Raw genomic sequence first — 13,364 nt, 5'->3', positions numbered from 1 at the left:
GGGCGGACACCGTCGTCCTCGACCCGCGCGCAGACCTCTCGCACCCGCGAGAGGTTTTTCTCGTTTCTGGCCCACCCCATGCCAGGCGGAGAGCGCGCGCGGGATCATAGCCGGACGGTGGAACCGGTCATTCCGGTAGACCGAGATCCCATACAGGAGCCAGATCAGCATGAGCAGCAGCCCCAGCGAACGTACCGACGAACGCGAACGCACCGGCGTACTCGACGACTCATTCCACGTCTTCGACACCACGCTGCGCGACGGCGCGCAGCGCGAGGGCATCAACCTCACCGTCGCGGACAAGCTGACCATCGCACGGCACCTGGACGACTTCGGCGTGGGCTTCATCGAGGGCGGCTGGCCCGGCGCAAACCCCCGCGACACGGAGTTCTTCGCCCGCGCGCAGGAAGAGATCGACTTCCGGCACGCGCAGCTCGTGGCCTTCGGCGCGACACGCCGCGCCGGCGCCAAGGCCTCGGAGGACCCGCAGGTCAAGGCGCTTCTCAACTCCGGTGCTCCGGTGATCTGCCTGGTCGCCAAGTCCCACGACCGGCACGTCGAACTGGCCCTGCGCACCACCCTCGACGAGAACCTGGAGATGGTCCGCGACACGGTCTCCCACCTCGTCGCCCAGGGCCGCCGGGTCTTCGTCGACTGCGAGCACTTCTTCGACGGCTACCGCGCCAACCCGGCCTACGCGAAGTCGGTCGTACGCACCGCGCACGAGGCGGGCGCCTCCGTCGTCGTGCTCTGCGACACCAACGGCGGCATGCTGCCCGCCCAGGTCCAGGCGATCGTGCACACCGTCCTCGACGACACCGGGGCCCGGCTCGGCATCCACGCCCAGGACGACACGGGCTGCGCCGTCGCCAACACGCTCGCCGCCGTCGACGCGGGCGCCACGCACGTGCAGTGCACGGCCAACGGTTACGGCGAGCGCGTCGGCAACTCCAACCTCTTCCCGGTCGTCGCGGCCCTGGAGCTCAAGTACGGCAAGAAGGTCCTCCCCGACGGCGCGCTGAGCGAGATGACGCGTATCTCGCACGCCATCGCCGAGGTCGTGAACCTCACCCCGTCGACGCACCAGCCCTACGTCGGCGTCTCCGCGTTCGCCCACAAGGCGGGCCTGCACGCCTCCGCGATCAAGGTCGACCCGGACCTGTACCAGCACATCGACCCCGACCTCGTCGGCAACCGCATCCGCATGCTGGTCTCCGACATGGCCGGCCGCGCCTCCATCGAGCTCAAGGGCAAGGAGCTCGGCGTCGACATCTCCGGCGACCGCGAGCTGGTCGGCCGCGTCGTCGAGCGCGTAAAGGAGCGCGAGCTCAAGGGGTACACGTACGAGGCCGCCGACGCCTCCTTCGAACTCCTCCTGCGCGAGGAGGCCGAGGGCCGGGCCCGCCGCTACTTCCGCGTCGAGTCCTGGCGGGCCATCGTCGAGGACCGCCCCGACGGCACCCACGCCAACGAGGCGACGGTGAAGCTGTGGGCCAAGGGCGAGCGCATCGTCGCCACGGCGGAGGGCAACGGCCCGGTCAACGCCCTGGACCGCGCCCTGCGCGTCGGCCTGGAGCGCATCTACCCCCAGCTCGCCAAGATGGAACTGGTCGACTACAAGGTCCGCATCCTGGAGGGCAAGCACGGCACGTCCTCCACGACCCGCGTCCTGATCTCCACGACGGACGGCGCCGGTGAATGGGCCACGGTGGGCGTCGCCGAGAACGTCATCGCCGCGTCGTGGGGCGCCCTGGAGGACGCGTACACCTACGGCCTGCTCCGCGCGGGCGTCGAGCCGGTCGAGTAGTAGCTGAGATTGCCGGAGGGGCTCGGGCTCAGATCAAGCCCCCAAATCTAGCCCCTCCGGCGATTGAGGAGCGGGGTCCGGGGCAGAGTCCCGTGTCCTGAGCTAGGACAGCGTCCACTTCTGGTTACCGGCCCCCGTGCACGACCAGACCTGCGTAGCAACCCCGTCCGCGCTCGAATTCCCGGTCACATCAAGGCACTTGTCGGCACCGACATTGACCAGGTCCCCGGAGGACGACTCGTACCGCCACTGCTGCGCCGCACTCCCGTTGCAGTCGTAGAGCTGCACCTTCGCCCCGTCGGCGGTCGACCCCCCGCTCACGTCAAGGCATTTGCCGAGCGCCCGCACGGACCCGTCGGCCTTCACGGTCCATGCCTGGTTCGCGGAGCCGGAGACGCAGGACCAGATCTGGGCGACGGCTCCGTTCGCCGTGGAACCGTCCCGTACGTCAAGGCACTTCCCGCCGAGCCCACGGAAGGCACCCACCCGGTCCGTGCCCCCGGCCTGCGTCCCGCTCCACGTGAACGTCGCCGACGTCTTACCCGGCAGGGAGTAAGTCAGGTGCTGCCCGCCCCAGTTGAGGGTGACGTCCTTCGCACCGGACGCGTCGTTGTAGGCGATGACCGCCTTCGCCCCGTCCGTGTTGCGCCAGGCGACGTTCGGCACGGCGCTCGACCCCGTCGAGGCGATCCGCGAAGCCCCCGGCCGGACGAACTTCGTCAGATGGCCCATCGTGTAGTACTCGATGTTGTAGTCGACCTGCCCACTGCGCGAGTCACCATTGTGGACGGTGATGAGCCCGTCGCACGTCCCGCAGCCGCCGTTGTGCGGCCCCCGGTTCTGGTCGACGGCCAGCGACCACTTCGTCACCGACTTCGCCCAGTTGCGGGTGTAGTCGATGATGTTCATCATGTCCTCGCGCTGCTGGTTGGCGATCCAGGTGCCGCCGGAGTGCTCGGTCTGGAAGGCGTCCAGCTGCGGGTACTTGTTGTGGATCTCGGTCTGCTTGGCGATGTCGCCGCCGTAGCCGTGCCAGGCGATCCCGCCGAAGTTCGGGTGGGAGCGCACGGCCGCGTCGTCCACGGTCGGCGCCGCGTAGGCGTCGTAGGTGTCCCAGTTCCAGTCGTGGGCCATGACCTTGGTCTTCAGGTTCGCGCCGGCCAGCTTCGGCAGCAGCTCGCTCTTGGTGAAGTAGGCGAGCCCGGAACCGTTCCAGCTCATCGAGGGATAGCCGGAGCAGCACGTCGGCTCGTTCTGCGCGGTGACGTAGTCGATGGGGACACCGGCCGCCTGGTACGCCTGGACGTACTTCACGAAGTAGTTCGCGTAGGCGCCGTAGTTCTCGGCCTTCAGCCAGCCGCCGTTGAGCTGCCCGTTGTCCTTCATCCAGGCGGGCGCGGTCCACGGCGAGGCCATCACGGTGGCGGCCGGGTTGAGCTGCTTGGCCTGCTTGGTCAGGGGGAGCACGTCGGCCTGGTCGTGCGCGATCGAGAACTTCGCCAGGGACGGGTCGGTCTGCCCGGCCGGTACGTCGTCATACGTGTATCCGAAGCGGGCGAGGTCCGAGCCGCCCATGGGGTTGCGGATGAAGGAGAGCCCGATGCCGTCGCTCGGCGAGAACAGCTTCTTCATCGTGGCGTCACGGGTGGCCCCGGACAGGGCGCCGCTGCTGTTCATCAGCCAGGCCGCGGTGTCCGTGAAGGACGCGCCGCCGCCCGTGAACGTCTGATAGCGGGTGTTCTCGTCGACGGTGATCGCGGTACCGCTGCCGCCGTTCCCCGCCTGGAACGAGACCGGGGCCTGCTGTTGCAGCCCCCGCGTGACATGGCGGCCGCCGCTGTCGTCGGTGGTGGTCAGATACACGGTGACCTGCTCGCCCGCGGCATGGGCCGTGGTGACGCCGGCTCCGGCGAGTCCGGCGGTGGTCAGGGCTCCGGCCAGCAGCAGCCGAAGCACGGTGGTGCGTCTTGTGGGGGTGCGCACGATGCCTCCTGTGTCCCAACAGTCAACTCTCATGGCTTAGTTCAAGACGTGAGTTAAAGGGCGTTCCATGGCGGCGTCAAGACTTCACGTCGCGAACACCCCGACCCGTCATTCACACCCCGCCTGGGTTAGCGTCGAGGTATGAGGCCCTCCCTCGCGGCCCTCGCCGCTCCGCTGCTCGCTCTCGCCGCGACGTTCGCCGTCACGCCCCCCGCCTTCGCCGCGTCGGACGTCTCGACCGTGGCGGACGCCCTGGAGAAGAGTCCGGTGTACGTCGATCCGGCCGTGGCCGGGGATCTGACCTCGGCCGACGTCGACGCGCTCGAAAAAAGGATCAAGGACGCGGGCAAGCCGGTGATGGTGGCGGTCCTGCCCTCCGACTTCCCGAAACAGAACCTCTTCAACGACCTGCGTACGAAGACGGGGATCGTCGGCGTGTACGGGGTGCGGCTCGGTGACGCCTTCGACGCTCGCGCCGACCACCAGGTCATGTCCAACGACGCCGTTCACAACCTGACGACGAGCGTGCGCGGCGAGTCGGGACGGCAGCAGCTCGACGACTTCGTCTCCACCGCGGTCCGCACGGCCCGCGGTTCGGCGCCCTCGTCCTGGGACGGTGCGGGCGGTACGGACGACGGGGTCTCCGCGGGCCCGCTGATCGGCATCGGCGCGGTCGTCGTGGCCGGCGGCGCGGGCGCGTACGCCCTGGCCCGCCGCAACCGGCGCCGCAAGGAGGAGGAGCAGCGCCGGGCCCTCGACCGGCTGCGGGTCGTGGTCGACGAGGACATCACGGCGTTCGGCGAGGAACTGGACCGGCTCGACTTCCATCCGGCGGAGGCGGGCGCCGACGACGCGATGCGCGCGGACTACGAGCGGGCGCTCGACTCGTACGAGAAGGCCAAGCAGTACATGGCCGCGGCCCGGCGGCCGGAGGACGTACGGGGTGTCACGCAGGCGCTGGAGGACGGCCGGTTCTCCCTCGCGCTGCTGGCCGCTCGCCGCGAGGGCCGCCCGCTGCCCGAGCGCCGGGCCCCCTGCTTCTTCGACCCGCGCCACGGCCCGTCGGTCGAGGACGCCGAGTGGACCCCGGCCGGCGGAGCGCCCCGCGAGGTCCCGGTGTGCGCGGCGGACGCGACCCGGCTGCGCGACGGGGTCGAGCCGATGGTCCGCACGGTCGACGCGGGGGCGGGCGAGCGCCGCCCGTACTACGACGCGGGCCCGATGTACGGACCCTGGGCCGGCGGCTACTTCGGCGGCGGCATCCTGCCCGGCCTGCTGGTCGGCACCCTGCTGGGCTCGATGATGGCGGGCCCGGCCTACGCGGCGGACTACGGCTCCGGATACGGCGACTTCGGCGGCGGCAGCGACTTCGGTGGCGGCGACTACTCCGGGGCGGACTTCGACTCGTCGGACTTCGGCGGCGGGTTCGGCGACGGAGGCGGCGGCGGTGACTTCGGCGGGGGCGGCGGCGGAGGCGACTTCGGCGGCGGCGGTTTCTGACCGGAACCGTCACCGGGTACCGGCGGCGGCTGTTGTGCTGGGCGGATTGTGCAGCAGTCAGGCCGAGGATGTCAGAGGAATGACGAAGTACTGCCCATAGTCATATGCCGTCGGTAAAGTGGCACTTACCTGCCTTCGAGCGGATAGGTGGTGCGGATCCCGCGCCCGTGGGTCCCATATCGATGGTCTCCTTGCCGGAGCAGAAAAGCCCCTGTGGTGTAAGAACCGTGGCGCAGCACGGCGACCCGTATCCAGTGGTGACAGTGGATGCGGTCGGCATCGTGGTATGCCACAACGACCAGGCAGGTGGGGTGCTGGCGCGGATAGCCGTCGGTGCCGAGCTGGCCGGGATCGCGCCCACCTGGCTGGTCGAGGCTCACCTGCGGCATGTCAGCGGTGCGGGGGAGAGATCGTCGGCGTGGGCGGCCGGCCAGATCGGCGGGCGCCGTGTGAAGGCGCTCGCGGGGCCGGTCGTGGACGGCGAGGTGACCTGGTGGCTGGTCGGTGACAGCGCTCCGGCGGGCGCCGCGCAGGAGCTGGCGCGCGAGCGGGCGAGAGCCGGTCTGCTGCAGGAGCTCACCTCAGATCTGCTCGCCTCGATGAACGTCGAGCGGTGCACGGCGGTGACCGTGCAGCGGGCGGCGCGGAATCTGGCGGACGCGGCGGTCATCGTCGGTACGGGCGACGGACGAAGTTTCCCGGTGACGCGGTGCACCGCCCACGGGCCGGTGGAGCAGGAGCGGATCGCCCTGAACCCCGGACAACTGCCCGGCCTGGCCGAGGCGTTGCTGGGGCTTCCAGCGGTGTCCTCCCGCTGGATCGATCCCCAGCAGGTGCCGTCCTGGGCGATGCCCGACGGTTTCGTGGACGACGCCGCCGATGTCGGGTCGGTGGTCGTGGTGCCGTTGCCGGGGCACGGTGTGCCGGTCGGCTGCCTCATATTGCTGCGCCGCCGGCAGCAGGCGACGTTCACCCCCGGCGAGGAGTCCTTCGCCCGGCTGTTCGCCGCGCGCGCCGGCGCCGCCCTGTCCATCGCCCGCAGCCACGCCCTCCAGGCGCACATCACCGAGGTGCTGATGCACGACCTGCTGCCCCCCGACCTCGGACGGGTGGACGGCATCTGCTTCTCCGCCCGCTACCGCGCCTCGGTGGCAGGCGAACGTGTCGGCGGCGACTTCTACGATCTGTACCCCGCCGCCACGCCGGGAGGCGAGACCGTCGCGGTGCTGGGTGACGTGTGCGGCAAGGGACTGGAAGCCGCGGTCACCGCCGGCAAGATGCGCGTCGCACTTCAGGCGCTGCTGCCGTTCGCCGCCGATCACACCCGCTTACTGACCCTCCTCAACGGCGTGCTGCTGTCCTCGGACCGGTCGCCCTTCGTGACACTGGTCCTGGCCACCGCCGTACGCGAGGAGGCACGGGTACGGCTGCGCGTGTCGAGCGCGGGCCACCCCGCCCCGCTCATCGTGCGCGCCACCGGCCAGGTCGAAGAGGCCCGGACCGCCGGAACTCTGATCGGCGTGTTCGCCGACATCGAGTTCAAGACCGCCGAGGTCGCCCTGCAACCGGGCGATGTCTGCCTGCTGTTCTCCGACGGGATCACCGAGGCGCGTGGTGGGCCGCTGGGGAACGTGATGTTCGGCGAGGACCGGCTGCGCACCGTGCTGGCCCAGTGTGCCGGGATGCCGGCCGAGGTGGTCACCGAACGCGTGCAGATGATCGTCGCCCAGTGGGTGGGTGAGGGGCGGCATGACGACATGGCCGTTCTGGCGATCGGCGCGCCCCATGACAACCGACTGACAACTGTGAACGAGTCGACCCCTAGAAGGTGAACGGCGTGAACGGTGGCAACGACACCAACCCCATGGCCGAGTTGAGTGACCAACTGTGGCAAGCGCTCGGCGAGTGCGACGAGACCCGAGCCGTCGCCGTCGTGCGTCGCGCGCTCGACACGGCAGAACCCGGATCGGCGCCCGCCGGTGGCACTTCGGCTGCGGAAGGGACACGTGCGGCGGGCGAGCGCGTCCTGCTCGAACTGATCGGACCGGCCCAGGAGCGGGTGGGACTGGCCTGGGCGGCCAACGAGATCACGGTGGGGCAGGAACACGCTGCCACGGCGATCAGTGAGCGGTGCATCGCAGCGGTCGCCGCTGCCGCCGCGACCGCAACGTCCGGCCCGTTCGTCGGCCGGGTCCTGGTGGCGTGTGTCGACGGGGAGTGGCATGCCCTGCCCGCGCGTCTGGTCAGCGAGGTGCTGCGGCTGCGTGGCTGGCGGGTCGACTATCTCGGGGCGCACGTGCCCACCGAGCATCTGGTCGCGCATGCGCGGCACACCGGTGCACAGGCGGTGCTGCTGTCCTCGTCCATCCCGACGCTGCTGCCCGGCGCCCACAACGCGATCACCGCATGTCAGGGCATCGGTGTGCCGGTGATCGCCGGAGGAGCCGCGTTCGGTCCGCAGGGCCGCTATGCGCGGTTGATGCGCGCCGAGTGGGCCGAGGACGCGTCTGGCGCGGCCACCGTGCTCGGCAGGAACCTGACGGCGGCCGGTGCACCCGCGGCCCGCCCGCCCGACCTGGACCTGCCGCACCTGGGCGACCAGGAGTACACCATGATCCGCCGGTCCAGGCTGCAGTTGACCAAGCAGACCCTCGCCGACGTCGAGATGGGCTTCCCCGAGATGGGTGGGTACAGCGAATTCCAGCTGGATCGCACCGTCGAGGACATCGAGTTCATCGTCAGCTACCTCGCCACGGCCGTGTACGTCGACGACCCGCCCCTGTTCCACAGGTTCGTCACGTGGACCGCCGGCATCCTGGCGGCCCGCGACGTCCCGCCGCGGTGCCTGCTTCCCGCGCTGGACTCGCTCCTGAGCCAGCTCAAGGACTTCCCTCGCGTGGTCGGCATCCTCACCGCCGCCCACGGCCTGGTGACCCCTTGACGCCCTGACGCCTAGGACCTGTCTTCAAACTCCCGTCGTCGCCCGGCAGGCGTCGCGGGGCAGACGGGAGTTTGAAGACAGGTCCTAGGCGCGGCTGAGTGCCCGTGTCACGCCGGCCAGCACGGTCGTGGTCAGCACCCAGCCGAGGGCGATCATCACGTACGCGAGCCCCTGGACACCGGCCTCGGCCCAGTGCCAGCCTTCCCGCTGGCCGAGCCCGCCGACGGGGATCAGCAGGTCCAGGGTGTACGCGACCGGATTGAACGGCGCGCCCTCGCCCGGCTTGTTGGGCAGGGGTGTGTGGGTGTGGAAGACCACCGAGCCCAGCAGGGTGAGCACGACCAGCCAGACCCCCGCGATCCAGGGCCGGTAGCCGTACCCGACGGTCGCTTCGAGCAGCCAGCCCCATACACGGCCGAGGGGGCGCTGGGTGTTCCGCCGCCTGCGTTCCCGCACGAGCAGGACCCGGCGCGCCTCGTCCTCGTGCCCCAACCTGCGGTAGTACGCGGCCAGTTGTTCGTACGGCTGCGGTGTGAACGCCGACTGCAACCGCAGCCACGCCAGCCGGTTCGCCGTGTCCTCGCGCTGGGTGGCCGCCGACATCTCCATCCAGTCGTACAGCAGCCCGTCCAGACCCAGCGGCGCGCGCCAGGTGGCCGACCGGTCCTGGATGCGGGTCGCCCGCGCGTTGCTCAGGTTCACACCGCCCGCGGGCTGCCGCGCGAACCGCAGGTCGAGCGCCTCCACCTGAGCCCCGACCGCCATCAATGACGTACCTACGCCACTGAGTTCGGCCTCATGGAACGACAGCAGGTCGTCGATCCGCGCCCCGCGCAACCGCACCCGCCCCTCGGCCCGGAACCCCTGATGCAGCCGGACCGTCGACGCCCGCAGCGCATCTCCGTTGAAGGCGATCTCCGCCGGGTCGGGCACCGTGATCCGCGCCCCGTCCATCCACAGCCCGCCGGGCAACTCAGCTCCAGGAAACAGCACTTGGCCATGCGCGACGAACCCGTTCTTGCAGAAGACGCCGCCCTGCATGACGAGCCCGCCCGCGTGCAGGGCGATGCCCTCGGTCGCCACGAGACGGGCCCGGTCGAGTATCAGCCCGCCCGCTATGTGCGTGAGCGTGACGTTCACGGCGCCCCGGGGTCCGCCGGTGATCGTGGACCCGCGCAGGTCGAGCCGCCCGCCGATCTGCGCGGTCGGCGCCACGAAGCCGGGCAGCTCGCAGTCCGTCACGGAGAACGCGAGCGTGTTCGCGCCCTCCAGCGTCATCGGCCCGTCGAACCGGCACTCCTCGAACCGCACGAGCCGCCTGATCTCGGCCCCGTCCAGGGCGAGCGCTCCGCGGATGTGGACGCCGGTCAGTATGTACGGGTCGGACCCGGCGTCCGGATCGAGAAGCTCCCGTCTGACGACATCGGCGTCTACGCTCCGCTCAGGGGCGGGCGACATGGGTGCGCAGGAACGCGGTCCAGGTGTCGGGGGTGACGGTGAGCACGGCTCCGGTGGAGGGGTTGTTCTTGGAGTCGCGGATGTGGATGGCGGTGGGATGGGTGGCGACCTCCAGGCAGTTGCCGCCCTCGCTGCTGCTGTACGTCGACTTCCGCCAGTCGCAGGCGACTTCGAGGCAGTTGCCGCCGTTGTCGCCGCTGTAGCTGGACTTGAACCAGCCGAGTTCCATGGGTGCTGCGGTGTTCATGAGGCTCCTAGCAGTGTGTCCAGCAATCGTGCGCTCTCTGCTGGAGATAGTGCCTGTGACCGCAGCATTCCATACTTGAGCTGGAGCGTCCGCACCTCGTCCGCGTCCTCGACGAGGCCGCTGATGCACTGGTCCTCCAGGTAGGCCACGCTGTCGTGGTCGACAGTCTCGACCAGCACGATCGGGCCGCTGAGTCCGGCGTGCGGCCGCCGCACAGTAGGCATGATCTGGATGCCCATGCAGTGGAGTTCACCGAGTTCCAGAACTCGACGGACCTGCGCCCTCATCACCTCCGGGTCGCCGACGGGCCGCTGGAACGCGACCTCCTCGATGATGAAATTGCACCAGGGTGGGTGCTCGCGCTCCCAAAGAGCCTGCCGCTCCAAACGCCCGGCGAGCCAGTCCTCCAGCGTCTCGTCCTCGATGGGCGGATAGCAGGAGTCGAATACAGCACGCATGTACTCCGGTGTCTGCAAGAGCCCGGGCACGACCTGGGTCTCGTAGGTCTGGATCGCGCGAGCCTTCTGCTCCAGTTCCACCAGGTCCGCTACGAGCAGCGGGAACTTCTCCCGAGCCGGGATCTTGGCCACCGCGACCAGCAACGTCCCCCGGGTCTCGAAGAGCTCGTCGAGGGCCTCAGCCAACGCCAGGCTCACCGGTCGCCTTCCCTGCTCGATGGACGCCATCTTGTCCTGGCTCACGCGCATCCGGTCAGCCAGATCGACCTGCGTCATCCCGGCGAACTTCCGATAGTTGGCGATCTGAGCCCCAATGGCATGCCAGGAAGTCACTTGCTTCTTCATACGCGGACCGTTCCCCTCCTCAACCCACCCCGACCGGCAGGGACTCGTACAAATGCAGATGTACGACCTGTCGCGCTGCCCCCATGAAGCGCACCCGTACGACAGTCGCCGCATGGAGCAACTGCCATACGAACGCGAGGCGTTCTATCGACGCGAACGCAAATCGATCCCCGCGGCTCGCGCGTTCACAGCCTGGGCCCTGCATGACTGGCATGCAATCGAACGCCTCGACGATGTACTTCTGTGCGTAAGCGAGCTGGCGACCAACGCGCTGCTGCACGGCGCACCGCCTGGGCGGGGTTTCCGGTTGCACATCGGGATGTGTGAGGACCGGGTCGTCCGGATAGAGGTGCACGACAGTGGCGGCGGCACGGTCGCGCGGAACATGCCGCAGCCCGAGGCCGAAGGAGGCCGCGGGCTGCATCTCGTCGCCGCGCTGGCGGACAAGTGGGGCGTGGGGGAGCGGGATCCCGGGAAGAGCGTGTGGTGCGAGTTCGGGGTTCAATGACGCGAGGACCCGGACTCCAGTTCCTCCCGCTGGGGCTTGGGGATCCGCGTCCCCTCGCCGTACATCCACCGCGACAGAGCGACCCGCACCCGACGTCGCACCCCCTCGTCCTCGGGCAGGGCCTCAAGCGCGGCTGGCTCCTCGTGCTGGGTCAGCCGGAACAACTCCCCTTCGGGGAGCGGCTCGTGGACCTCCACGTACTCGCCGTGCGGCAACCGCTTGATGCGACCGGTCTCGCGCCCGTGCAACACCTTGTCGCGGTCCCGCAGCTGGAGGCCGAGGCAGATCCGCTTGGTGACGATGAAGGCGAGGACAGGGCCGACGACGAGCGCGATCCGGGCGAACCAGGTGATGGTGTTCACGGAGAGATGGAAGTGCGTGGCCAGGATGTCGTTGCCGCCGGCGCCGAGGGCCACGAAGAAGCCGGTCAGCCAGGCGGCGCCGAGTGCCGTGCGGACGGGCCGGTTGCGAGGCCGGTCCAGGAGATGGTGTTCGCGGCGGTCTCCGGTGATCCAGGACTCGATGAACGGATAGACGCCGATCAGGATGAGCCAGAGCGGGAAGGCGATCAGCGGGATGAGGACGCCGAGCACGAGAGTGTGGCCGCCGAACGTGATCTCCCAGCCCGGCATGACGCGGACGAGCCCCTCGGCGAAGCCGAGGTACCAGTCGGGCTGGGCGCCCGTGGAGACCTGGTCGGGGCGGTAGGGCCCGTAGACCCAGACGGGGTTGATCGACGCGATGGCCGCGATCACCGTCACGACCCCGAAGACGAGGAAGAAGAAACCGCCGGCCTTGGCGACGTAGACGGGGAAGAACGGCGGGCCCACGACGTTGCGCTCGGTCTTTCCGGGCCCGGGGAACTGGGTGTGCTTGTGGTAGACGACGAGGATCAGGTGGGTCACGGCGAGGGCCGCCATGATGCCGGGCAGCAGCAGGACGTGGATGGAGTAGAAACGGGCCACGATGTCGTCGCCCGGGAACTCGCCGCCGAAGAGGAAGAACACCAGGTACGTCCCGACGATCGGGACGGAGAGCGTCATGCCCTCGATCAGCCGCATGCCCGCGCCGGACAGCAGATCGTCGGGAAGCGAGTACCCCAGCAGGCCCTCGAACAGGGCGAGGAAGAGCAGCAGCCAGCCGAAGACCCAGTTCAGCTCGCGGGGCTTGCGGAACGAGCCGGTGAAGAAGTGCCGCATCATGTGCACGAACATCGCCGCGACGAAGATCAGCGCCGCCCAGTGGTGGATCTGCCGGATGAGCAGGCCGCCGCGTACGTCGAAGCTGATGTCGAGCGTCGAGGAGTACGCCTCCGACATGCGCACGCCGCTCAGCGGCACGTAACTGCCGTGATACTCCACCTCGTTCATGGAGGGATGGAAGAAGAGCGTCAGATAGACGCCGGTCAGGATCAGGATGATGAACGTGTAGAGGCAGACCTCGCCCAGCAGGAACGACCAGTGGTCGGGGAAGACCTTCCGCAGGTACTTGCGGCCCAGGCCGTAGATCCCCAGCCGCCCGTCGACCCAGCCGGCGACCCGCTCGCCCGCCGCGGGCGCCTGCTGCCGCCCGGCGCCGGTGGTGCTGTCGGACATGACTGCCTCCCGTGAGTGCTCACCATCGAGACAGTCGGGGAGGGCTGAAATGTGACATCGGGGGCGCGCTTTGTGAGCCACGTCACCCGAATCGACCGTTCCGGGTTCAACCGCTGGCCCGAATGCCGGTCTTACCGGCGGTTACCCGGCCCGACTTCCGGCGTCCCGTCGTGACAAGTCCGATTCGACCTTGAAGTGATCAGGTCAAAGATCCGAATCGGTCGCTCCCCGCGTATGCCTGCTCACGAACTGGCTATGTATGGGCGTGGTGTTCACACGCTGCACACGCTGAACACCAGTCACATCCGTTACGTACACGCCAGGGAGAGGCCTCATGAAGAAGCAGACGCAGCAGACGCACGACACGAAGAAGAGCTACGCCAAGCCCGCCATGGTCGAGCAGGGCGACTTCACCAAGACCACGGCCGGGTACTTCGTCGGCGCCTACTCGGAGTGGATCACCCGCCGTTTCACCTGACGGGTCCGAGCACCGCGAAAGCCCCGCACGACCGAGGAAGAGTG

The 13,364-nt window shown here is 69.1% G+C and carries 11 protein-coding genes; 6 read left to right on the top strand and 5 right to left on the bottom strand.

Annotated elements, in window-relative coordinates; genetic code table 11:
- Positions 1 to 169 precede the first annotated feature (169 nt).
- Positions 170 to 1,807, top strand: a complete 1,638-nt coding sequence (gene cimA / locus ABD366_RS25465) for a citramalate synthase (RefSeq protein ID WP_324775287.1) — start codon at positions 170 to 172, stop codon at positions 1,805 to 1,807.
- A gap of 102 nt (positions 1,808 to 1,909) precedes the next feature.
- Here cimA and ABD366_RS25460 read toward each other — a convergent pair whose 3' ends face one another.
- Positions 1,910 to 3,823, bottom strand: coding sequence for a ricin-type beta-trefoil lectin domain protein (locus ABD366_RS25460; protein WP_411293868.1), 1,914 nt, complete (start codon positions 3,821 to 3,823; stop codon positions 1,910 to 1,912).
- Positions 3,824 to 3,931: 108 nt separating this feature from the next.
- Here ABD366_RS25460 and ABD366_RS25455 point away from each other — a divergent pair, with 108 nt between their 5' ends.
- The 3 genes from ABD366_RS25455 to ABD366_RS25445 all read left to right on the top strand — a co-directional run bounded on the left by ABD366_RS25455 (position 3,932) and on the right by ABD366_RS25445 (position 8,231).
- Positions 3,932 to 5,290, top strand: a complete 1,359-nt coding sequence (locus ABD366_RS25455) for a hypothetical protein (RefSeq protein ID WP_324775283.1) — start codon at positions 3,932 to 3,934, stop codon at positions 5,288 to 5,290.
- 227 nt (positions 5,291 to 5,517) lie between these two features.
- Positions 5,518 to 7,122: a PP2C family protein-serine/threonine phosphatase gene (locus ABD366_RS25450; protein ID WP_324775281.1), complete on the top strand. Its 1,605-nt coding sequence runs from the start codon at positions 5,518 to 5,520 to the stop codon at positions 7,120 to 7,122.
- Positions 7,123 to 7,127: 5 nt separating this feature from the next.
- Positions 7,128 to 8,231 carry a cobalamin B12-binding domain-containing protein gene (locus tag ABD366_RS25445; RefSeq protein ID WP_324775279.1) on the top strand — a complete coding sequence of 368 codons (1,104 nt, stop codon included), beginning with the start codon at positions 7,128 to 7,130 and terminating at the stop codon, positions 8,229 to 8,231.
- A gap of 84 nt (positions 8,232 to 8,315) precedes the next feature.
- On the opposite strand, the gene ABD366_RS25440 is transcribed toward ABD366_RS25445, so the two are convergent.
- The 3 genes from ABD366_RS25440 to ABD366_RS25430 are packed head-to-tail and all read right to left on the bottom strand — an operon-like array spanning position 8,316 to position 10,739.
- Positions 8,316 to 9,689, bottom strand: coding sequence for an oxidoreductase (locus tag ABD366_RS25440; RefSeq protein WP_324775277.1), 1,374 nt, complete (start codon positions 9,687 to 9,689; stop codon positions 8,316 to 8,318).
- Positions 9,673 to 9,936, bottom strand: coding sequence for a DUF397 domain-containing protein (locus ABD366_RS25435; protein ID WP_324775275.1), 264 nt, complete (start codon positions 9,934 to 9,936; stop codon positions 9,673 to 9,675). Before ABD366_RS25435 ends, ABD366_RS25440 begins: the two co-directional genes overlap by 17 nt.
- On the bottom strand, positions 9,933 to 10,739 hold the full coding sequence (locus ABD366_RS25430; RefSeq protein ID WP_324775273.1) for a helix-turn-helix domain-containing protein: 807 nt from the start codon (positions 10,737 to 10,739) through the stop codon (positions 9,933 to 9,935). Before ABD366_RS25430 ends, ABD366_RS25435 begins: the two co-directional genes overlap by 4 nt.
- A 112-nt stretch (positions 10,740 to 10,851) precedes the next feature.
- Between ABD366_RS25430 and ABD366_RS25425 the strand changes: the two genes are divergently transcribed.
- Entirely contained in the window at positions 10,852 to 11,247 is a 396-nt protein-coding gene (locus ABD366_RS25425) for an ATP-binding protein (protein WP_324775303.1), read from the top strand.
- On the opposite strand, the gene qcrB is transcribed toward ABD366_RS25425, so the two are convergent.
- Entirely contained in the window at positions 11,241 to 12,842 is a 1,602-nt protein-coding gene (qcrB, locus tag ABD366_RS25420) for a cytochrome bc1 complex cytochrome b subunit (RefSeq protein ID WP_324775271.1), read from the bottom strand. The genes ABD366_RS25425 and qcrB overlap by 7 nt on opposite strands.
- Before the next feature lie 334 nt (positions 12,843 to 13,176).
- On the opposite strand from qcrB, the gene ABD366_RS25415 reads away from it, so the two are divergent.
- Entirely contained in the window at positions 13,177 to 13,320 is a 144-nt protein-coding gene (locus tag ABD366_RS25415; protein ID WP_324775270.1) for a keywimysin-related RiPP, read from the top strand.
- The last annotated feature ends 44 nt before the right edge of the window (positions 13,321 to 13,364 follow it).

The organism is Streptomyces kunmingensis (assembly GCF_039533535.1).
Taxonomy (GTDB): domain Bacteria; phylum Actinomycetota; class Actinomycetes; order Streptomycetales; family Streptomycetaceae; genus Streptomyces; species Streptomyces kunmingensis.
The sequence above is the reverse complement of the archived record's forward strand: the minus strand, read 5'-3'. Positions and strand labels throughout refer to the sequence as shown.